Consider the following 19,082-nt stretch of genomic DNA (forward strand, 5'->3'; position numbering starts at 1 on the left):
AGTGTCGGCGGCCAACCGGCCCGGGCTGCAGAATCGCGTGGCGTAGTCGCATCCGGTAGAGGTCGCGGCGGTTCGGTGCCGACGCCTCATGTGAGCCCGAAGTTGTTCAACAGCAAGTGGTTTCGGCCAAGTCAGCGCAATAGCGCGTGCGAAACGGCAGTGGACGCCGTCGCGAAGGTGTGCCTGACCAGCGGCGCACCCGGCCAATGTGACGTGCCACCGACAGCCGGCACAATGTGAACCTTGACACTAATTTTCGCCTGTCGTACGCTCAGCGAACCTCTAATCAACTAGCTAGCCATCAAACAAGCGAGAAAGACTGGCCATCTACGGCAACCGTTCTTTCTCAATGCGCTAGCCGGAAAGGGAAATCAACAGTGGCCGATATTGATACATCGAAATCTGGCGCCCATAGCGAAGGCGCCGTTCTGCGATATCCGAATGACAAATCCCCAGAATACGAGGCCCGGTTGAAAGGCGTACGCATGTTTGTATGGTCGTATTCTCTGGTGATGCTCGCGCTCCTGACGATCGCCATCCTCGTGAGCTTGGGCCCCGGCCCGGCCAAACCATTCTGAGCGTCCAAACCCGGCGACGATAGGACCTGTACAAAGATGTTTCGACTCGCGGATCTCGGCAACTACGGACTGCTGATCATTTTCGACAGCGCAGTTGTGTTCTTTTGGTGGAAGCTCATGGCATTGCTCGGAGACCGCCGCATGCTCCCTTCGCCGGAGGCGGAGATGGCCGCCGGCACGACCAACGGCGACTTGTATGCCGACACCGATGGAAATGGCGGACAAGACGGAAGTTGGAAGAATTTCCCAACAATCGTCAAGGTGACACTGATACTTGCCCTCATCGTCAGCTTCGGAATTCTGCTCGAGGGTGCCTTGCTGATGCCCCTAGGCGTTTGGGCTTGGGGCTGGCAGACGCCATGACCGACGACGCCCGTCTCATCTCAAATCGGAAGGCCGGACGACCTCGGACGCCGGCGAACTTTGCCTCAGAGCGAACGGAATATTAAAATGTCGAAGCCCTATGTTGCGACCAATACCCCTAGCGAGCGAGATTTAGCGGGGCCGCTGGATAGTGCCAAACTCCAACGGAATCACCGAAAAGGAGAACTACTTTTCTTTTGGGGCGTTTTGTTGACCAGCACTATATTCCTTGGCCCCATTGGCTTTCCGCTAATGATCTGGGGGCAGCTCATCAGTCGTAAAGCCGAGCGCCAGGGCGCGATAGCGAGCGTTCCATGGCATGTGGCTCTGGTCGGGGGCTTTGCCATCGGGGATTCGGCAGCGAACTTCATCGGTTGGTCCATTGATTTGTTCGCCGGGCGGGCCGCTATCACCGCGACCGCCGAGTACATCTACGGGAGGGTGTTTGACGGCGGATACCTCCACGGCGTCAATGCCGGCCACCTGGGTGATGTTGTCCTCGGGGGCGTGAGCAGCCCAGGTGAGAAGGCCTTGATCGTCGCGGCAGTATTGGTGGTATGGCCGTGTCGCCTCGCCGCATCGTGGGGCTTCATGAAGGGGAAGCCCTGGGGCCTCGGCTGGATGATCACCTCGACGTGGATGATGGTGGTCTTTTGGGTTATCTGGGTCACCAACGCTGTGATGGATACGGACAACCGGTTCGACGGCTCCACCGGGGTGATCGGCATGTTTTTGTTCAATGGCGTCTTCATCGTTGGGCCGCTGCTGATGATCCCTTACCTCTACCTCGTTGACCAACGGCCCTGGCTTCGTAAATCGCACGCCCTTAGCGGCCAGTTCGCCCCTAAGAGCATGGGCTGACCCGCGATATACATTTCGGAACACGGCGCCGTGCCGATGTCCTCGGTCGCCACGCGACCGGGGACATCGACCTGGGGCGGATAGTTCTTCTCACGCTAGTTGCCAGGTAGTGGCGTTCGAGATCGGTTGAGGAAGAAGTCTTTATGGCCGGCAAGAGGGAAGCCCAGCGCGAGAACGCGATCGACTTGATGTGCCAGGTCGCCACCCAGGCGATTGGCAGAGGCGGATACGCCGCCATGACATTGGCTGAGGTCGGCGAGCTTGCCGGCTACAGCCGCGGCCTGGCCACCCACCATTTCGGCTCGAAAGCAGGTCTGTTGACGGCAATCCTCGACCGGGTGCTCGCAAAGAATGCGGATGAGTTTCGCAAGGCCACGACGGACAAGGCTGGCCTTGCGAGGCTCGCTGCGATCGCCGATTGCACACTGCACCGCTGCATCCAAACGCCAGACGAAGCGCGTGCCTATCTGATGCTCGCACTGGAGCCCTCGGCCAGATGGGCGGCAGTGCAAGTGAGGGAGCAGACCGCAGCGCTGCGCCGACAAGCCGAGGATGCGGCGCGCGATGCTGTCGCCCTCGGTGAGCTCTCGCCCCAGTTCGAACCTGCCGAGATTGCGAGCATCACATTGGCGCTGACACGCGGATACGCCTACGAATGGGCGGCGGATCCGAGCACCGATTTGAGCGCGGCGCGGCGGCGTATTGCGAGTTACATCGACTCTTTGGCAATGGGCCCAGGACGCCAAGACGTGGCGATGTAGCGACCTTTTCGGTTCGCCCTGCCTATTCGGTCCGCCCCACTTGCTAGGAGCTGCAGTGTCAATTCATTCCGCCGCGATCCACCACCAAGACCGCGCTTCGGCGCGCTACCTGGGTCAACGGATCGCATCAGTGACGGGTTTCTGGCTGAGCGACGTGATCCGTCGACGCCCGGTGGTTGGCACTCTTCCGGACATCCCCACTCGTCCCGAGCAGCTCACCTGCAGTTGGCTCACCGAGGCACTCCGAAAGGATGTGCCCGGCGCGGAAGTCATCGCTTTCAGCTGCCCGCAGCGCCACGGCGGAACCACGATGCGGTTCTCGCTATGTGTGCAGTGGAATGACAAGGGACAGCAGGCCGGCTTACCTACCCAGATGTTCGTCAAGACCACCGATTCATGGCAACAGCGGCTCATGCTCGGCCTCACCGGGATGCTCAGCGGGGAGTCGACCTTCTATTCGCGGCTTCGACCCGAACTCGACATAGAGGCGCCGAACGGTTATTACGGCGCCTATGACGAACGGTCGTGCCGGTCGATTACCGTCATGGAGGACGTCGCCGCGACTCGCGGCGCACGATTCCTCACCCCGGTAGATGCTTCGGATCGTGCCGGCATGGAGGACGTACTGGGCGACCTTGCAGCCATGCATGGGCGTTTTTGGGCCGGTCCCGAGTTGGCCTCGAACGGATTGCGAGACTCGTTCGGCCTCATCAGCTGGACTGATAGCCTCGTCAACTTCAGATCCAGATCACACGTGGGCGTCAAGCGTGCAAACCGCGTAATACCCGACGAGATCGCTGGTCGCACCGACGAAATCTACGACGCCAACCTACGCACCATTGAGATCGACCGGGTTATGGCCTCAACGCTGCTGCATGGCGACGGCCACGCCGGCCAGCGATACCGGACCAACGCAGGGCGTACTGGGTTGTCCGACTGGCAGGTTATCCACCGCGGCCATTGGGCTTGGGATGTCGCGTACACCATGATCACAGCACTATCGGTAGAAGACCGTCGCGCGTGGGAGCGGGATCTGATCGCCCATTACCTGGAGCGGCTCGCCCAGGCCGGCGGCGATGCACCCGATTTCGACCAAGCGTGGCTCGAGTACAGACGGCACTGCTTCCAGCCCTACATCGCGTGGGTGTTCACGTTGGGCCGTGCCGCCTACCACCCGAATTGGCAGCCCGACGAATACTGCCTAGCGATCATTGAACGCGCAGGGCAGGCAATCGTGGATCTGGACGGCTTCGGCGCGCTGGCTTCGGCCGCCGATCGTTGACACCGCGGGTTCGCCGGTTGGTAGACGACGGTGTCGACGTCACGTTGTGGCCTGTTGATCCCCAATAAAGCGATACCCCAAGAGCTCAGAAGAGAGTGCCCCCGCCGTGACAGGTCACCGAGGGGCGTCCGGGGCTTGATAGGAGCGATGTGGTCCGCTCCATGGGGATGGCGCCGGTCAGTTGACCGTCTCCGCGGGGCAGCACGTCGAGTTCTTTCTCACCGAGCGGGCCCTTGGTCTTGATCGCCGCCTCGGTCCCCCATACGGATGTTCTTGGGCACCTCAACGGTGACCATTGCTGGGGTGCCGCCCAGTTCGATCGGGGACACCCGTCCTTGTCTGCCGCGCCCGGCTCCTAGCCCGCAGCCCTTCCCCGGTGCGCCGCCTGCGGTGCGGCCTCGTACGGACCGGGCGGGGCCCCGTATGACCGGTGCACCACCGGCGTGTCCGGCCGACCATCTGACGCCGCATCGGCCGAGGGAGGAATCCCGTGACCGGTTATCTCATTGCTTTGGCCATCACGATGGTGGGTCTTCGCTCAGTTGCGATTCGGCGGTTTACCCGGGGGGTGTCGTCGTCGTTCCTTCAGCGGTCATCTGAACGCCGAGCGCGCCAAGACGAGGCGTGGGATCTGGTACGCCTTCGAAGATCTGGGCGACGGTGGCGGCACGGCTAAACGCTTTGGATGCCGACGAGCTGGCGCACACTGCCCAGCATGCGCTGGCGCCAGACGACCATGGGCCACGCCTTGATCACGGTGACTGCTCGCGTTATGCCGACCTCTACGACGACGGACTGGACGACGTCACGTAGGTCTGAGAATTCGGCCGCACGAACGACCAGAAGCTCTGATTTCGAGATCTTATCTGCGCTGATTGGGCGTTGATCATCAACGTTCAAAGTGGCCAGGGCCGGGATCGAACCGGCGACCTTCCGCTTTTCAGGCGGACGCTCGTACCAACTGAGCTACCTGGCCGGAAGGCACCGTCTTCAACGCTAAGTGCCTCACCACATACATGGCGACCCTGACGGGACTCGAACCCGCGACCTCCGCCGTGACAGGGCGGCGCGCTAACCAACTGCGCCACAGGGCCTTGCTTTCCTGCGTGTACTGCGTACCCCCAACGGGATTCGAACCCGTGCTACCGCCGTGAAAGGGCGGCGTCCTAGGCCACTAGACGATGGGGGCCCGGCCGAATCTCTTCGGGGTTACTCGCAACGAGTCAACGTTGGAGCGTCGTTAGCTTAGGGCACCGACAGCCCAATCCCAAAACCAGGACCCCTTCCCCGAGGCAGTATTCTGTCCGACGCGCCCCTATAGCTCAGTCGGTAGAGCTACGGACTTTTAATCCGCAGGTCCCAGGTTCGAGCCCTGGTGGGGGCACCAGCAGCTCCGCCGTCGTCGTCTCCGCCGCCATCGCGACCGGAGACCGAGCGGAAGAACGTCGCAGGATGGACGCCCAGCACATCGGCGACACGCTCGAGTTCGTCGACCGTAAAGGCGTCTCGCTCACTCGCCGGCTTCAGGCGCCGATTCAGTGTCGACTGCGAGATTCCGGAAGCCGACGCAAGCGCGGATTCCTTCATTCCGATGCGCGCCATTTCGACACGAACCTCGGTCGCCACCTTCGCGCGGGCAGCCGACCGATCCGACATGTAGATGACCTTGCTCATGACAGCCGATAGTAGATCCATCCGTGCACAAAATCACCCACAACTGGGTGAAAAACTCACGTGGGTTTTGGGCTCCCACCGACGACACGCCTGACGGCTCTTGACTTTCACCCACGCATGGGTAAATTACTCTTTCATGGTCGATTCGCCGACAGGTGGGATAGCAGCCGAGGTGCGCGCCATCATGGCCCGTAACCGGATTTCACAGCAGGAAGCGGCTGACGCAGCGGGCATCTCGCAGTCCTCCATGTCGCGTCGCCTCGCCGGGGTCGCGCCGTTCACCGTGAATGAGATCTACCGAATCGCATCTCTCTGCGGCGTCGATCCGACTGACCTGCTGCCTACGAAGGCCAGCGCGTGAACAGCGCGCTGGTGACAGCCCTGTTCATCCTCATGTTGGCGGGTGGGATCGGCTTCGGCGCATCTTTAAGTCTGCAGAAGGCAAAGTCACCGCCACGTTCGGCAGACGACCGCGACATCGACGATTGGTATGACGATCTGTGGTGGACGCAATGACACACCTGTCGGCACCAGATCGCGCGATCACCCCCCTTGATCCGCTCGACTCTCTGGACGGGTTGAGCAGCTGTCCGCTTGGCTCCAGTGACCTTGCCAGCCCGGACGACATGTGCGGGTGGCGCCTGGAACTCCGAAGCGAGTGCCAACAGCAGCCAGGCAGGCCCTTCTTCCCCACCTGAAAAAAGCTGGAGGGCCGCCATGCCCGGCGACCCTCCGAATGACACCGGAACCCAAGGTGAAAGGAACCCGATGTCGTATTCCACGGTAGCCCAGGAGCCCTTTGAGATCCGCGAGGGACTCACTGGAACACCGGGTAGCACGGTCTCCCACCCGTTCATTGACGGTATGGTCGGCGGCCAGGCGGTGATAACCGCGTTCGAATCACTGGCACAACGCCACGACGACGGGTCGCCGCAGTGGTTCCTGGTGACCTTCCCCGACATCGCGCACTTTGCCGGTGTCGATCACCCCGCAACCGTGGCGATCACCGACGAAAGCCAAGCCCGCCAGTGGGTTTCGTTCATCGCTGCGCTGTACGCCAAAGCCGCCTCGGCGGTGTCATCGTGACGCGCCGGCAGAACCGCGCAGCCTGCGCCGCACATGGCACCTAACGCTCCGGCTCCGCTCGTACGCCGCATGTTCGCGCTCTTCCGTGAAGGTGGGGTCGAACGCCGTCCGCACAGGTTGGCGGTCTGTTCGTTCATCACCTGGCGCTCAATCGGCTCGACCAACGACCTCACCGAGCGCGACGTTCGCGCGATCGGCGCCACGCTCGAGTACTGGAAAGCCTGCGGCGTAATCGAATACCGGTGCCGCCGCATCGCTAACACCTTGCAGGAGGCCGTGCCGAATGCCTGAGCGGATGACTATCACGCCCGAGCAGCGCCGACAGTGGGTGCGTCGGGTGATCGGCTGTGAGGACCTCACCGCCGCACAGAAAACTGTTGTGCTGGCTCTGGAGACGTTCTCTGACTACCGCGACGGGACCAACGCCCACCCCGGGGAAGCGAACCTGGCCGAAATGTGCTCTATCACAACGCGTGCAGTCCGCAGCGCGCTGGAGCGCGGCCGCACCATCGGACTTATCGAGCAAACCGCTCCAGCAAACCCGCGAGCCGCCCGAGCAGCCGTCTATCGCATCGTCGTACCCACTTTGATCACCGGAACGGCTGTTCCTGTTGGCAACCCCATCACCGGAACGACGCATCCTGTGAACAACTCCACCGCCGGAACGTACAAGTCGCTATCACCGGAACAGCCGTTCCTCCCACCAGAGTCATTCACCAAAACTACTGGTGTGTCACGTAACTCGGGTACGTCACCACGGGCCCACATTGACGCACACATCGACGGGCCGCCATCACGATTCTGTGACAACCATCCGTACGGGACCAGGCTCAAGTGCTCCGACTGCGCCAATGCCCGAACAGCTTTCGACGCGTGGCAAACACATCGCCTCGAGCACAACGACGCTCTGGCCGCTGCCAACGATTTCGAACGGCGTCGGCGGCAGCGACTCATCGACAACTGCCCGCTGGGCTGTGACGACTTTGGACGGATCAGCGGTGTGGACTACGCCGGCAACGAAACTCTCGGGCCTTGCGATCACGGGCTATCGCTAGTGGTGGCTGCTGATGGCTGACCGTCAGGATACTGCCGAAACTCGAGCCCAATCACCATGTGAGGGAAGATGACTGCCACGACGCCGGGACGACGCCCCAACCTCCCCGCCGCCGTCCACAGGCTCCGCAGCGCTATCGACCGGCTCATCACACCGACCACGGGCTACCAGAACAACGCCTACATTGAGGCCCCCGGGCTCTACACCCAACTCAAGGACGCCGTCGAACTCGGTCAACAGAGCAACACCGGTAGCGGCCGAGGATCGAAATCGCGCCCGCCGTTCTGGACCGACGCGGCCGTCCAGCTCCACAACATCGACCTCATGATCAAGGTCTGGTGTCGATCCGCCGGCACCACCGTCGTCAAACTTCGCACACTGTCTGCCAAGACATGGACCGTCGAAGATACCGACGAAGTCCGCCGCAAGGCCGGCATCATCAACGCCTGGGCTGATGACATCGACACCCTGCTCAACCAGAGCCACGTCCAATACATCTCCGCGGCCTGCCCGTGCTGTGGCGCTGCCACCGCCCAAAAACGAGACAGCGCAGGAGAACTCATCCGATCACCAGCGCTTCAAGTGATCGCCGAATACGGCTGCACCTGCCAACAATGCGGCTACTTCTGGGCACCCGATAAGTACATCGACCTCTGCCAGCAACTGGGCCTCCCGCTCCCGGCCGGCGTCCTCGAGTAGGTCTTGAGAGTGTACGACGACAAAACGGTGCGCTGACCGAACCGCTACAGACGGCTTTGGCTCAAGCTAAGATCCGCATCTCCCAGCCTCTCGGCGAGGAGGCCGATTTCGTGAGTTCAGATTCTGTCACTGCCGCGACGAAGGTCCGGCGAGGTGGACTACGTCGGCGGTGTCGAAGGTTCGGAGCACTTTGCCCCGGCCACTTCGAAGCCATGGGGGTCAGGATCGGTGGCGGTTCCGTTGGCCGCATCCTGGATGGCGCTGTTCAGGTCGGGACCACGACCACCGCTGAAGGACCCGCTCCGGTGGTTAATCACGACGGCCACGCAGCCGTATTCGGTCGTGGACCCGACGTAACATGGATAGCCAGAGCTGCCTTTGTTGCAGAAGTCCATGGCGATCCGCACAGCTTCGTCCTGTGTCCCCGCAATACCGAACTTCGTCGGCGTTCCCGGCGCGAACGGGGCGATCGCGAGTGCCACCCAATCGTTGCCATACGGGTCTTCGGGACTGGCGTGCGCAACCGGGGTCGCGACGTTCCACATCATCGCGGCTGACGCCAGTACGCCAAAATTTGCTGCGGCAATCCTGTGCATGACCCGATAGCTTAACCTCGATCCTCCACTGAGTACTTTTTGTTCGGGTGTTGATATGACGAGAATGCTTCTGAGCTGCGATGATTGGTGTTCCTTACGCAACAATCGGCCCGAGTTCAGAAAGGCACTTCCGGCGCAATTGTCTTATAACTTCAATGCCACGTCGGGGGTGTCCGACGGAGACCATCTGGTGTTGTGTGCCAGGCTGGTCTTGGTGATGGCGCTGGCCGCCCAGATCGGGTTACCAGGGCTGCTGGCCGACAAGATCCATATCGCTGAACCCGGGGCAGTACCTAGCGATAATATTCGCCGGTAATACGACGAAGACACCTTCGTTAACCTTCTCACCACTTACCCGGAGGACAAACCATGATTTGTCGCTCGGCGATCACCACCGCAGTGGTTGCGTCCAGCTTTCTCGTCGCGCCAACGGCTCAGTCGAGTCCGCTCGTCGCCGCGCCTGAGTGCCCGCCGGGAACGCACGTGAACCCCGATGATCTGAGTTCATGCCTACCAAACACACCAGGCAATGACTACGTGGCCTTTGCAGTCGCGAACAATGGTTACGCATACGCAGGCAAAGGAATCAGCGAACGGGAATCGACCCGTATCGCGATGGCCGGGTGTGTTGCGACGACCAACTCTGCTTGTGAAATCGTCGCAAGCACGCATAACAACTGCGTCGCAATCGCAACTGACATGACTACCGGCGCAGTTCAAGCAGGTGTCGGCACCACCCCAGATGCTGCTTCAGCCAACGCGTTGGCGACCCTAAGCAATGGGCAGGTGTACGCCACCGAATGTCCCGAGCCCTGATCATCCACCGCCGACTCGATTTGGCCCCTTCGCGCCAACCGGCGCTGATCCATTGGATGAGTCGAATAGCCCTCGACACCTTCGCCAGCCCGGCCATTTCAAACCACCAGAGGGCAAAAGGTCTGCCGCACGATCAGATAAGGGTGTCACCCATTCGTGCAGCAGACTCTGGGTTGGATCGATGTCGTTGACCTCATCTCCGAGTATCAGTTCACGCATGCGCGGCGCTACGGGAACCAGCGGATCGACTCTGAACGGGTCAAGCCGACGAATGCGCTGTGCTCGGCGCTGCTCGGAGACAGGCGTGTAGATACGTCTCGTCGCCAGGTTCTGGTGGCGTATAAGCGTTTCCACCACACTCACATCCACGCCCGCCTCTACACCCAACTCAAGGAGGCCGTCGAACTCGGTCAGCAGAGCAACACCGGTAGCGGCCGAGGATCGAAGTCGCGCCCGCCCTTCTGGACCGACGCGGCCGTCCAGCTCCACAACATCGACCTCATGATCAAAGTACGAACCGTATCTCTACGCCGGGCTCCGGAGTTGGGGTAAAACCCGCGGGCGAGTCAAGATCGCCCCCGGGCCTTCAGTAGGGGGCGAGTTCAGACCATCTGGGGCCGGACTACTGGACGCCAGATAAATTCTTCGGGCAGTAGGCCATTGCCGAGGCGACCATAAAGGGGGTCGCCTGATCAATGTTGAAACCAGCATCGAGCATCCACTGCAAGGTGCCAACCTTGCCGACGGTATCGAACTTATTGCACACCATGTGTGCCGACTCGAACAGGCTGCCGCGCTCCACGGTGGAAAAGAATGACCATTGTGACGACGACTGCAGCTGGGCTAGGAACACCCGGTCTTGGTCGGTGATGTCGCCGGGCCGTGTTGTGGACGTCGGCGCGACGGTCGCTGCCTCGGTGGCCGACGGACTGCTGGACGCAACCGTGACCGTCGACACCGTCGCAGGATGTTGCTCGGTTGTCGTCCCGCAACCGACCAAGCTCACTGCCGTGGCTCCGATACCGCACCACAACGCGCCTATACGCTTTCCCATACCCCGTCCCAGACATGCTGCTGACAATTAACTGTGAGCAGGTGACGATGGCAAAACGGCACGGCATGGATTATCCGCCGACATGTTAATGCAAGGTCCAGCGAAGGGATCACTGTCCTGTTGCCGAAATCCGGTCGAAGGTTATGCTTATGAGCCGGAGCAATTGAGGTCGTATACCTGTCCACCGTGTAGGCGGGCCACGGCATCGGCCGAGGCGGCATCCGCGGAGGGGCCGACCCCCGCCTCGCTCGGAATCACACCCTCACTGTTTGGCAGGTCGCCGGACGCAATTGCAATGCAGCCATTCCTCGTATGCGCGATGAGATCGCACGCAGAGTTGGTGGAGGCAGCACATTCGACCATCGCGCTAGTGTCCGCTTCGCGTTCGCTGGCTCCCGTGCCCCAGAACGTTCGATTGGCGCTGACAGAGACGGCGTATGCCAAATAGTCATTGCCAGGTGTGTTTGACAAGCAGGGTCCACTTATATCGTTGAGATTGACGTAGGTCCCTGGTGGACAGGGAGGTCCGGCGACCAGTGGAGTCGCGTGAGCCGCTGGTGCGACGACAAGGCTAAGAGCAACCAATGCGGTGGCGATGACAAAGCGAAAATTCATGGCTTGTCCTGTCAGGGCGTTTCGATCGAGAGGGTCGGCGAAGGTTCCATCGCCCTAGTCATCACCGAATATTAGCGGTGGCTGGCGGATCTGTGAAGGTAGCCTAATCCATCAGGTGACGTTGCTGGGATCGCTGTTGGGCGCTTGTTGGCGTGGTTGCCATCCGAGTGGGTGAACTACTGAGGCGGCGTCAACGGTATCGAGCACTGGACCCCGGCCACGTTGAAGCCTTCTGGGTCAGCGTCGAGTAGCCTTCTATCCGCCGCTTCCTGTATTGCACTGGTCTCGTCGGGGCCGCGCCCGCCGGTAAACGCCCCGGTCCGTTCGTTGATTGCCGCGGCCACGCAGCCGTATTCGATAGTGGACACCACGTAACAAGGATGACCTGCACTGCCCTTAGTGCAAAGATCCATGGCGATACCAACAGCCTCTTCCTGAGTCCCTGCAAGGCCGTAACTCATCGGTGTACCCGGCGCGGTCGGAGCGACCGCCATGGCAACCCAATCATTGCCATACGGATCCTCGGGACTGGCGTGCGCGAACGGGGGCGCGACGCTCCACATCATCACGACCGACGCCGGTGCACCAAACTTTGCTGCGACAATCCTGTGCATGACCTGACGGCCTAAACCATCCCATGGCTTTGCTGTGATCGAAGTGGTTGACCTCATCTCCGAGTATCAGCTCACTCAGCGTTACGGGCACCAGAGGCTCGGTTCTGAACGGGTCAAGCAGTCAAAGGGCTTGCGCTCGACGCGGCCCGGAACGCGCGTGTATATCTCTGTCGTCGGCAGGTTCTGGTAGCACATCAGCGTTTGTACGACGCGCACCCCCACGCCGCCCTTGAGTAGCCCCGTCCCGAACCAGTGTCAAAGTGAATGGCACAAGCCTGCTTCTCCCGCGGGCCATCGCGTCGTCGACCGACGAAGTCCGCCGCAAGGCCGGGATCATCAACGCCTGGGCTGACGACATCAACACCCTGTGCCACCATAGCCACCCCCCGTACTTTCCCGCGGCGAGCTCCACATGCTGTGCCGCTGATGCCCAACACTGTTACAGCGCAGTCGAACTCATTCGATCACCAGCACTCTAAGTGATCAGGGACTACGGCTGCACCTGCCAACAGCGCGGCCACTCCCGGGCACCAGACAAACACGTCGACCTCCGCGAGCAACTCGGTCTCCCGCCCCCAGCTAGCGTCCTCGAGTAGAGCAAAGCGTGCAGCCGACATGCCGCGCTGACCGAGCCGCTATTGACGCAGCCAGAATTTCGTGCAGACTAGGGGGGCGCGCTACACGTGTGCCCATAGCCCGGTAGACGCAAATCCCCCAGAATTTGGCAGCACAACGCTGGCCTGGGGTATGGCGATTCAGCGAGCGATTCTGGCGGGTCGCCAGAACTGCTCCACCACAAACACTCTCAGCCCTCGCAAGCGTCTCTAGGGCGCGCCAATCGACGGTTCCACCACGGCGAGATGCTGGGAAACGGACGGCTCCAGGAGGGCTACCGCCGATGTCTGACAACAGACCGACGCCACACCGCTGATGGCCATCACCTATCCCGCCGACTACCAGGGCGGGTATCCGAACATCGAACTCCTGCTGAAGGGTTTGTTCACCGACGCGGGCCTCGGCGGAGTGCACCAGTGCTACTGGCTGCCTGACGCTGACACTATCGCGGGGATCTTGGGTACGGGGCAGGGGATCCTGCGGATCTACCGAACCGGTGGCTACGTCAATCCTAAAGCGAACCGCGATGAGCCCCGCGTCCAAATCGCGGCGTTCACCCAGTCTCGCGAGGAATCTTGGGAGCTGATCGAGTTCACTCGCCAGGTCCTCGGCGTGTACATCGACGCGGTCGGGGTCGTCCCTGGAACCGTGCACAAGCTGGGGTGTGTGGGTGAACTTGTTTGCCCGCAATGGATCCCGGAACGGATCAGGGACGAACGACTCGTCCCTGTGACCTTCAAGCTTCATACCTGGAAGCCGGGGGGTCTCGGAAATTACCGCGAGGCATTCGGCCTCTAACTCATCCGAAAGGAACCCATCACACATGAGTATCATTTGGCAGCCTGGACAATCCGATCTCGAACTCGCGCAGTGCGACGGCCGAGTGCTGTTGGCGCCGCGTACTTCACCGGCGTTGCTCAACATCGAAGATGCCGCCGCCGGTGGCATCGACCTAGCGAAGGTCGGCGTCGCATCCCAGTTCCAGACGGTCGGCAACTACGAGAAGAAGGCCGGCGTCAAGCTCGCGAACAAGCCCACCATCAACGACATCATGTCGTCGGGCAAGGGATCTGCGACACGCAAGCTCGCCTCGGAGTCGAAGAAGAGCATCACCTACACGCCGCAGGAGATCAAGCTCCTCAATCTGCAGAACTCCTGGGGATTCACGCCATCGGCGGTTTCCTCGGTCTCGGACAAGGGCGGCTTCACGATCGGCATTCCTGAGCTGCCGGCCCGCACCCAGTGGCGCTGCGTCTACATCGCCTGGGACTCGTTCCAGGGCCAGGACGTCTTCCTGTACTGGATCGCCAACCTGGCCGAGGTCGGCGATCGCACCGACATCACCGGCACCGACTCCAACGTCTTCGAGCACGGTGTGACACTGGAGTTCCAGACCGATCCGGCAGTCGGTCTGCCGGTGATCTTCGGTATGTGCGGCGCCGGCGTCCCGTTGCTGGCGGCGGCGGTTGCCGACGGCAGCCTCTACAAGAGCGCCACCGGCATCACCGTGACACCCGCGACTGCCACCGTCACCGTCACTGCCGGTGCGACCCACACCAAGCAGCTGTTGGTGAAGGACTCCAACGGCGTGGACCGCACGGCATCGGCGACCTTCACCTCCGACACCCCGGCGAAGGCGACTGTCTCCTCGACCGGTTTGATCACCGCTGTGGCCACCGGAAGCGCGAACGTCACGGCATCTTGGAACGGCTTCACCGCGCAGACTGCAGTCACCGTCAGCGCATAGCCCCCACACCGACCGTCCCCCGCCCCCTCCCCAAGGCGGGGGACGGTCCCGGTCGACCATTCTTTTGCACGAAAGGCGGATATGGCTACACCGAAGGCGCGCAAGGGATCCACTGCACTGTCCGCGCGGCTACTCGAGCTGGCCGCCCAGACGAACGATCCGCAGCCGTATCCGGTGACCGAGACCATCGTCGTTCAGCCCCCGACTCGCACCCGACGCACCGCGATGCACAACGCCGAGCAGAAGATCTACGTGTTCCGTTCGTTACTGGCATCCGCCATCGACCGTGCCACCCTGGGTAGCCCAAGCCTTCCCGAGGACCCAACCGACGAGCAACGCGCTGCCAACGAAGCCGCTCACGCCGAGTGGAAGTCGATGACAGAAGCCGCCCAGGAACAGGTCAGCAACCTCAACGGCGAAATTGCTTCGGCGACAGCGGATTACGAGCGTGCATTTTTCGGGGACGCCTATGAGGCTGTCATCGACTACTTCGAAGACAAGCCGAGCCTGTGGGACGTGTTCATCCCCGACATCAAGGCGGAGTTCCTTCCGCCCGCCCCCGATAACGGAGTGTGCCCCAGTTGCGGTCGCATCGATGACGAGGAGGCGGCCGAGCGCGCCCCAAAATCCTTGACCTCGTCGACAACTACTGGGACGACATCGAACGAGACCTAGCCAACCGCGGATTCGACGCCCGCGACTGGGTCCGCGGCCGCAAACCGTGGGAACAGTTCTACAACTACTGCGAGATGCTCTCCAACACGGAGGGCACCTGGCTGCAAGCCGCCAAAGCACAGGACAAACGACATCTGGGGCGCTGGCAGCAGCTCTGGGAAGAGATGCAGCACGGAACGCGCAAGCCTCGCCCGCAAGCTGCCGGCTTCGACGGACTTCGCACCGAAATCCATGGTCTGCGCAACGACATTCGCATTGTGAACGGGCTACCGATCCTCGACGGACCGCCGACGCCGATCGACGAAATCAAAGACAACAAGAAGGTGATCGCCGACCGCCGTATGGATGCGGCGCTGGGATACACCGACGACGACCCTGGAGGTGACTGACCAAAATGCCTACGGACAACACAGGTGAGGCCCGTGTCACGGTCGTACCGGACGTCAGCGAGTTCAAACGCAAACTCGATGCAGACATGAGCAATCTCCGTCTAGACCTCGCGCTGAACGTCACCGCTGACAATGCGCAGGCACGTGCTGAGATTGAGCACTTCCGGGAACAGCAGCAGCGCAACGGGATAACTCTCGGCGTGGATGTCGCCCTGGGTAGGGCGCAGGCGCAGATGGATGCGTGGCGTGCCCGGCAGCGGGCCGAGGGATTGACGATCGTTGTCGACGCCGACACCGGGCCTGCGCGCCTGCGGCTAGAGGCTCTGGCCAAGCAAATCCCTGGTGCGGGACTCGCGTGTGCGTGTCCGCCAGCGTCATACGCGCCGGCGTCAGGAGGCGCGCCAGCTCCGCAGAAGATTCACAGCGAGGTCGCCCCGGCTGTGCAGCAGCTGCCGCCGGCGTCCCCCGCGAAAGCAAGCCCGGCTCCGCTTGTCGTGCCCGACTTTACCCGTCTGAAAGACGCGATGGATGCCGTAATCGCATCTGATCCTCAACCCACCAAGAAGGCCGATGGGTTGATGGACAGTCTGAAGACCGCGTTGGACTGGTACCAGAAGTCGGAGGAGATCACTTCAGAATTGGGCGATTTCGCCTCCTTGTTCGGCGATCGCAGCGGCAACGACAGCACCCCCGGGGACCGGTCCCGCGGAGGTGGGAGCAAGGGCAGCGGCGGCCTCGCGAGCGTGTTGGGCAAGCTCGGTGACCCCCGGCTGCTGAAGGGGATTGATCTAACAGCCGCCGGTCTCGGTGCAGCACATAGCGAAAACGGCTGGGGGCAGCTGCTGGGCATCCTGACATCAGCCGGCGGTGGTGCTGTTGCCGGGTCGATTCTCGGGCCTTGGGGCACCGCTGGGGGTGCGCTGCTCGGTGGTGGTTCCGCATTGATCGCTCGCGAGTTCGGCGAGGAGGACCGTGAAAGCCAACGGATCCAGGAGTCTGCAGCTAGGTACCAGTTGCAGGTTGGCCGTGCCCGCGCTGCGGCGGCGGGAACGGAGTCCGGCCAGCACTCGCTCAACGACTCACTACTGGCATTCGGCGGAAACATCGACATCGGTGCGGTCACCTCGGTTGATCAGCTGCTCGCGCAGATTCCCAATTCACTGAGCGGCCGTGGCTATGACACCGCGAGGGTCAAAAGCATCGTGGGGTCGATACAACCCGGATCCCCAGCAATGCACGGAATGAGCGAAGGGCAGTTCGCCTCCATCCTGAGCCGCGGGGGGCCCGTGGCAGATGCCCTGATATCGGGCCTCCGCAGCCAGGGAGGCGACGCGGCTCTGGCCGCCCAAGAGCTCGTGCCGATACGCAAGGATATTGACGAGGCGCGCCAGCGAGGTGCGGTTGCAGGCCCGACATTGCAGCAGCTCGCAGCGAATCGCGGCATCGACATCGGAACGGCGCGAGCCGAGCTGTACACCGTGGCCGACGCGGTGCCGAAGAACGCGCCGATCAACATGGAAACCACCCAGAACGCTCAGGCCCTCTACGACCTTCTGAAGGATCTCAACGTCGAAGTCGCGACGAACAACGAGAAGAACATCGTGATCAAGGCGCCCATGTTGCAGTCGACGATCGACGGCCTGCATGCACTCGGTGTTGAGATCAAGGCCAATCAGGACTCGACGGTCAGCATCGACGTCGATCACTGGAAAGTCGCAGACGTAACGGGTCAGCTGGGCTCGACCGCTAAGCAGCACATGGGGATGGTCACTTTATTTGACGGGTTAACTAATTCGTGACGGTGCTGACGCTCGCTCGTTGCGTTTTCAAGTTTACTCCCTGCGCGCAACGGCCGTAGTGAGCACGGCCGCCTCTGGGCTCACGCCGCCTTGCCTAACGGAGGGACGATAAAGAGCCCATCGGACGGACTTATAATCCGCAGGTCCCAGGTTCGAGCCCTGGTGGGGGCACCACCGCCGGAAGGCGACACCGCTCGGCAGCCAGTGCGGCGCCGAGCCGCGCCGGAGAATCCGTTTCCGACGACTTCTCCAATCACCGCTACTCGGGGTTAGCCGGATCGATTTCCACCGCTGCCAGCTAAATTTCCTTCGGGAAGAATTCGACTCGTCACCGAGCGCGGAAGCGGGCACCGCCAAGCATCCCGAGAATTTCCCAAATTCAGCGCCACTACCCCAAAAACCAAGTGCAGCAGGCCACTAACACCTTTGCGAGGTACACACGCGTCAATTAAATACCGCCGGCGCCAACTGGAAATGACGATTCTGCGCACGTATGTGTGAAGTTTCTCAGCAACGGGTAACCACACCCAGAACTTCCGGTCGGGGACGGTCAGGAGAGCGCTATGAACAGCCCATGGGTCACCTCGACCGATGTCGTGCGCTACGCGATCGCCGATACCGTCCGAAAACTCGGGGGCGACGAGGAAGCGATCGACGACATCGCCGTTGCCGCCACCTACGCGATGTGGTGTACGGCCTTCTCGGACGGACAGCGCTGAGCCTCTCAGCGTGACCGTTACTTCTACGGCGCCTTCTGGACGGGACAGGTCGCGCCCAAGTAATGGATTCCGTTGTCCCGGTGATCGACCGGCGGGAGATTCCGATCGGGCGTGTGCAGCAGCGGCGCGTCGGCCGGGATTCGACCCGTCGCGCGGTCCCACCCGGCCCGTGCGCGCGGGTGCATCCGACGGCGCACCGGGACCAACGTGAACGCCAGATTCACCGTTCGGCCGAAGAGCCGGTGCAGGCGCTCATCACGCTTCGACCAGGTGTAGCCCATCAACTCCCGCACCGGTTGGTCGTAGAGCCCGACCGTCAACCACACCGCGAACGGTCCCATCACCTTCAGGTATGCCGACCACACCGCATCCGGAATCCAATGCAGTGAAGGATGCTTCGGCATCGTCGAGAGGTCGAGGACCTCACGGGTCGCCCAGTTGTTCTCCAGTACGTTTCGGCACATGTGGTCCCAGTAGGCCTGGAAGTCTTCCCACGTCGCGGGCACCGGCCGCATGCTCATCCCGTACATCCGGTACCAGGTGACGTGCTCGTCGAACAGCTGGCGTTTCTGGTCCTCGGTGAGCCCGCCGCCGAAATGCTCGGCGGTCAAGACGGTGCCCATGAAGAAGGTCGCGTGCGCCCAGTAGAAAACCTCGGGGTTCAACGCGCTGTAGCGCCTGCCCTGCTCGTCGACACCCTTGATCGGGATGTGATAGTCGCGGATCTCCGCACCCGTCACGGGCGCACGGTCACCGTCGAACACCACGCCGCCGATCGGGTACAGCGAGCGCAGCAGGCGCGGCAGCCGCTCGAGGAAGAAGATCGAATGGTCCTGGACCGCCGCACCAAGCTGGGGGTGCATGTTCTGCATCGAGCCCGCCCACGGACCCTGCAGGAGTCCACGCCAGTCGCCGAAGTACTTCCAGGTCAGCGAATCGGGTCCGAGCGCAGCGGGTGGAGCGTCGTAGGCGCCGGCGGTCACCGGGCAGCCCGACGCCACGGGTTCATCGCCGGTGGTGTCCGGGTGCGCCTCGGACGTATCTTGACTCAACTGATGACCTTCACAATCTGACTACGTACGTTG

Annotated in this window: 24 protein-coding genes, 4 tRNA genes and 1 pseudogene; 20 read left to right on the forward strand and 9 right to left on the reverse strand. The window is 61.9% G+C overall.

Going from position 1 to position 19,082, the window contains the following annotated elements:
• Positions 1-614 precede the first annotated feature (614 nt).
• From OG976_RS09350 to OG976_RS09370, 5 genes are all read left to right on the forward strand, one after another.
• Positions 615-941, forward strand: coding sequence for a hypothetical protein (locus tag OG976_RS09350; protein ID WP_328360957.1), 327 nt, complete (start codon positions 615-617; stop codon positions 939-941).
• Positions 942-1,151: 210 nt separating this feature from the next.
• A complete protein-coding gene (locus OG976_RS09355; RefSeq protein ID WP_328360960.1) occupies positions 1,152-1,802 on the forward strand; it encodes a hypothetical protein in 651 nt (216 codons plus the stop codon).
• Between the two features lie 143 nt (positions 1,803-1,945).
• The gene (locus OG976_RS09360; protein WP_328360963.1) at positions 1,946-2,563 is read left to right on the forward strand and encodes a TetR/AcrR family transcriptional regulator; all 618 of its coding nucleotides are present in this window, start codon (positions 1,946-1,948) and stop codon (positions 2,561-2,563) included.
• Between the two features lie 55 nt (positions 2,564-2,618).
• The gene (locus OG976_RS09365) at positions 2,619-3,845 is read left to right on the forward strand and encodes an oxidoreductase family protein (protein ID WP_328360965.1); all 1,227 of its coding nucleotides are present in this window, start codon (positions 2,619-2,621) and stop codon (positions 3,843-3,845) included.
• Between the two features lie 660 nt (positions 3,846-4,505).
• A complete protein-coding gene (locus OG976_RS09370; RefSeq protein ID WP_328360968.1) occupies positions 4,506-4,658 on the forward strand; it encodes a hypothetical protein in 153 nt (50 codons plus the stop codon).
• A gap of 89 nt (positions 4,659-4,747) precedes the next feature.
• Here OG976_RS09370 and OG976_RS09375 read toward each other — a convergent pair.
• From OG976_RS09375 to OG976_RS09385, 3 genes are all read right to left on the reverse strand, one after another.
• Positions 4,748-4,821, reverse strand: a tRNA-Phe gene (locus tag OG976_RS09375).
• 41 nt (positions 4,822-4,862) lie between these two features.
• Positions 4,863-4,939: transfer RNA gene (locus OG976_RS09380), tRNA-Asp, on the reverse strand.
• 22 nt (positions 4,940-4,961) lie between these two features.
• Positions 4,962-5,034, reverse strand: a tRNA-Glu gene (locus OG976_RS09385).
• 122 nt (positions 5,035-5,156) lie between these two features.
• Between OG976_RS09385 and OG976_RS09390 the strand changes: the two genes are divergently transcribed.
• Positions 5,157-5,232 (forward strand) — tRNA-Lys (locus tag OG976_RS09390).
• A 62-nt stretch (positions 5,233-5,294) separates the two neighbouring features.
• Here the strand turns inward: OG976_RS09390 and OG976_RS09395 are convergent.
• Positions 5,295-5,540 (reverse strand): annotated as a pseudogene (locus OG976_RS09395) (helix-turn-helix domain-containing protein); the annotation flags it as partial.
• Between the two features lie 115 nt (positions 5,541-5,655).
• On the opposite strand from OG976_RS09395, the gene OG976_RS09400 reads away from it, so the two are divergent.
• The 6 genes from OG976_RS09400 to OG976_RS09425 all read left to right on the forward strand — a co-directional run bounded on the left by OG976_RS09400 (position 5,656) and on the right by OG976_RS09425 (position 8,358).
• Positions 5,656-5,880, forward strand: a complete 225-nt coding sequence (locus OG976_RS09400; RefSeq protein ID WP_328360970.1) for a helix-turn-helix domain-containing protein — start codon at positions 5,656-5,658, stop codon at positions 5,878-5,880.
• Positions 5,877-6,035: a hypothetical protein gene (locus OG976_RS09405; protein ID WP_328360973.1), complete on the forward strand. Its 159-nt coding sequence runs from the start codon at positions 5,877-5,879 to the stop codon at positions 6,033-6,035. The genes OG976_RS09400 and OG976_RS09405 overlap by 4 nt, the downstream gene beginning before the upstream one ends.
• A 252-nt stretch (positions 6,036-6,287) precedes the next feature.
• Entirely contained in the window at positions 6,288-6,605 is a 318-nt protein-coding gene (locus OG976_RS09410; RefSeq protein WP_328360976.1) for a hypothetical protein, read from the forward strand.
• A gap of 69 nt (positions 6,606-6,674) precedes the next feature.
• Positions 6,675-6,896, forward strand: a complete 222-nt coding sequence (locus OG976_RS09415) for a hypothetical protein (protein WP_328360979.1) — start codon at positions 6,675-6,677, stop codon at positions 6,894-6,896.
• On the forward strand, positions 6,889-7,680 hold the full coding sequence (locus OG976_RS09420; RefSeq protein WP_328360981.1) for a hypothetical protein: 792 nt from the start codon (positions 6,889-6,891) through the stop codon (positions 7,678-7,680). Before OG976_RS09415 ends, OG976_RS09420 begins: the two co-directional genes overlap by 8 nt.
• Positions 7,681-7,728: 48 nt before the next feature.
• Positions 7,729-8,358, forward strand: a complete 630-nt coding sequence (locus OG976_RS09425; protein ID WP_328360984.1) for a DUF7341 domain-containing protein — start codon at positions 7,729-7,731, stop codon at positions 8,356-8,358.
• Between the two features lie 158 nt (positions 8,359-8,516).
• Here the strand turns inward: OG976_RS09425 and OG976_RS09430 are convergent, their stop codons facing one another.
• The gene (locus OG976_RS09430; RefSeq protein WP_328360986.1) at positions 8,517-8,954 is read right to left on the reverse strand and encodes a hypothetical protein; all 438 of its coding nucleotides are present in this window, start codon (positions 8,952-8,954) and stop codon (positions 8,517-8,519) included.
• Positions 8,955-9,323: 369 nt separating this feature from the next.
• On the opposite strand from OG976_RS09430, the gene OG976_RS26815 reads away from it, so the two are divergent.
• Both OG976_RS26815 and OG976_RS09440 read left to right on the forward strand, forming a co-directional pair.
• On the forward strand, positions 9,324-9,770 hold the full coding sequence (locus tag OG976_RS26815; RefSeq protein WP_442930446.1) for a DUF4189 domain-containing protein: 447 nt from the start codon (positions 9,324-9,326) through the stop codon (positions 9,768-9,770).
• A gap of 156 nt (positions 9,771-9,926) precedes the next feature.
• Entirely contained in the window at positions 9,927-10,322 is a 396-nt protein-coding gene (locus OG976_RS09440; protein WP_328360988.1) for a DUF7341 domain-containing protein, read from the forward strand.
• Between the two features lie 70 nt (positions 10,323-10,392).
• Here OG976_RS09440 and OG976_RS09445 read toward each other — a convergent pair whose 3' ends face one another.
• From OG976_RS09445 to OG976_RS09450, 3 genes are all read right to left on the reverse strand, one after another.
• Positions 10,393-10,728, reverse strand: a complete 336-nt coding sequence (locus OG976_RS09445; protein WP_328360991.1) for a DUF732 domain-containing protein — start codon at positions 10,726-10,728, stop codon at positions 10,393-10,395.
• A gap of 243 nt (positions 10,729-10,971) precedes the next feature.
• Positions 10,972-11,439: a DUF4189 domain-containing protein gene (locus OG976_RS26820; protein ID WP_442930447.1), complete on the reverse strand. Its 468-nt coding sequence runs from the start codon at positions 11,437-11,439 to the stop codon at positions 10,972-10,974.
• A 176-nt stretch (positions 11,440-11,615) separates the two neighbouring features.
• Positions 11,616-12,053, reverse strand: coding sequence for a DUF4189 domain-containing protein (locus OG976_RS09450; protein WP_328360994.1), 438 nt, complete (start codon positions 12,051-12,053; stop codon positions 11,616-11,618).
• Positions 12,054-12,983: 930 nt separating this feature from the next.
• Here OG976_RS09450 and OG976_RS09455 point away from each other — a divergent pair.
• The 6 genes from OG976_RS09455 (at position 12,984) to OG976_RS09480 (ending at position 17,997) form a co-directional block, all read left to right on the forward strand.
• On the forward strand, positions 12,984-13,466 hold the full coding sequence (locus OG976_RS09455) for a phage tail termination protein (RefSeq protein ID WP_328360995.1): 483 nt from the start codon (positions 12,984-12,986) through the stop codon (positions 13,464-13,466).
• Between the two features lie 25 nt (positions 13,467-13,491).
• Entirely contained in the window at positions 13,492-14,415 is a 924-nt protein-coding gene (locus OG976_RS09460) for an Ig-like domain-containing protein (RefSeq protein ID WP_328360998.1), read from the forward strand.
• A gap of 81 nt (positions 14,416-14,496) precedes the next feature.
• On the forward strand, positions 14,497-15,090 hold the full coding sequence (locus tag OG976_RS09465; RefSeq protein ID WP_328361001.1) for a hypothetical protein: 594 nt from the start codon (positions 14,497-14,499) through the stop codon (positions 15,088-15,090).
• A gap of 74 nt (positions 15,091-15,164) precedes the next feature.
• A complete protein-coding gene (locus OG976_RS09470) occupies positions 15,165-15,479 on the forward strand; it encodes a hypothetical protein (protein ID WP_328361004.1) in 315 nt (104 codons plus the stop codon).
• 5 nt (positions 15,480-15,484) lie between these two features.
• Complete coding sequence (locus tag OG976_RS09475) at positions 15,485-17,278, forward strand: hypothetical protein (RefSeq protein ID WP_328361006.1); 1,794 nt, start codon at positions 15,485-15,487, stop codon at positions 17,276-17,278.
• A gap of 563 nt (positions 17,279-17,841) precedes the next feature.
• Entirely contained in the window at positions 17,842-17,997 is a 156-nt protein-coding gene (locus tag OG976_RS09480) for a hypothetical protein (protein WP_328361009.1), read from the forward strand.
• Positions 17,998-18,020: 23 nt separating this feature from the next.
• Here the strand turns inward: OG976_RS09480 and OG976_RS09485 are convergent, their stop codons facing one another.
• Complete coding sequence (locus OG976_RS09485) at positions 18,021-19,049, reverse strand: oxygenase MpaB family protein (RefSeq protein WP_328361012.1); 1,029 nt, start codon at positions 19,047-19,049, stop codon at positions 18,021-18,023.
• Between the last annotated feature and the right edge of the window lie 33 nt (positions 19,050-19,082).

The organism is Mycobacterium sp. NBC_00419 (assembly GCF_036023875.1).
Classification (GTDB): domain Bacteria; phylum Actinomycetota; class Actinomycetes; order Mycobacteriales; family Mycobacteriaceae; genus Mycobacterium.

What these genes read in the sequence shown, in the direction of transcription:
- OG976_RS09350 (WP_328360957.1), top strand. Translation starts at nt 615, where the DNA reads ATGTTTCGACTCGCGGATCTCGGCAACTACGGACTGCTGATCATTTTC.
- OG976_RS09360 (WP_328360963.1), top strand. Translation starts at nt 1,946, where the DNA reads ATGGCCGGCAAGAGGGAAGCCCAGCGCGAGAACGCGATCGACTTGATG.
- OG976_RS09400 (WP_328360970.1), top strand. Translation starts at nt 5,656, where the DNA reads ATGGTCGATTCGCCGACAGGTGGGATAGCAGCCGAGGTGCGCGCCATC.
- OG976_RS09410 (WP_328360976.1), top strand. Translation starts at nt 6,288, where the DNA reads ATGTCGTATTCCACGGTAGCCCAGGAGCCCTTTGAGATCCGCGAGGGA.
- OG976_RS09415 (WP_328360979.1), top strand. Translation starts at nt 6,675, where the DNA reads ATGTTCGCGCTCTTCCGTGAAGGTGGGGTCGAACGCCGTCCGCACAGG.
- OG976_RS09420 (WP_328360981.1), top strand. Translation starts at nt 6,889, where the DNA reads ATGCCTGAGCGGATGACTATCACGCCCGAGCAGCGCCGACAGTGGGTG.
- OG976_RS09425 (WP_328360984.1), top strand. Translation starts at nt 7,729, where the DNA reads ATGACTGCCACGACGCCGGGACGACGCCCCAACCTCCCCGCCGCCGTC.
- OG976_RS09430 (WP_328360986.1), bottom strand. Translation starts at nt 8,954, where the DNA reads ATGCACAGGATTGCCGCAGCAAATTTTGGCGTACTGGCGTCAGCCGCG.
- OG976_RS26815 (WP_442930446.1), top strand. Translation starts at nt 9,324, where the DNA reads ATGATTTGTCGCTCGGCGATCACCACCGCAGTGGTTGCGTCCAGCTTT.
- OG976_RS26820 (WP_442930447.1), bottom strand. Translation starts at nt 11,439, where the DNA reads ATGAATTTTCGCTTTGTCATCGCCACCGCATTGGTTGCTCTTAGCCTT.
- OG976_RS09450 (WP_328360994.1), bottom strand. Translation starts at nt 12,053, where the DNA reads ATGCACAGGATTGTCGCAGCAAAGTTTGGTGCACCGGCGTCGGTCGTG.
- OG976_RS09455 (WP_328360995.1), top strand. Translation starts at nt 12,984, where the DNA reads ATGGCCATCACCTATCCCGCCGACTACCAGGGCGGGTATCCGAACATC.
- OG976_RS09460 (WP_328360998.1), top strand. Translation starts at nt 13,492, where the DNA reads ATGAGTATCATTTGGCAGCCTGGACAATCCGATCTCGAACTCGCGCAG.
- OG976_RS09465 (WP_328361001.1), top strand. Translation starts at nt 14,497, where the DNA reads ATGGCTACACCGAAGGCGCGCAAGGGATCCACTGCACTGTCCGCGCGG.
- OG976_RS09470 (WP_328361004.1), top strand. Translation starts at nt 15,165, where the DNA reads ATGCTCTCCAACACGGAGGGCACCTGGCTGCAAGCCGCCAAAGCACAG.
- OG976_RS09475 (WP_328361006.1), top strand. Translation starts at nt 15,485, where the DNA reads ATGCCTACGGACAACACAGGTGAGGCCCGTGTCACGGTCGTACCGGAC.
- OG976_RS09480 (WP_328361009.1), top strand. Translation starts at nt 17,842, where the DNA reads ATGAACAGCCCATGGGTCACCTCGACCGATGTCGTGCGCTACGCGATC.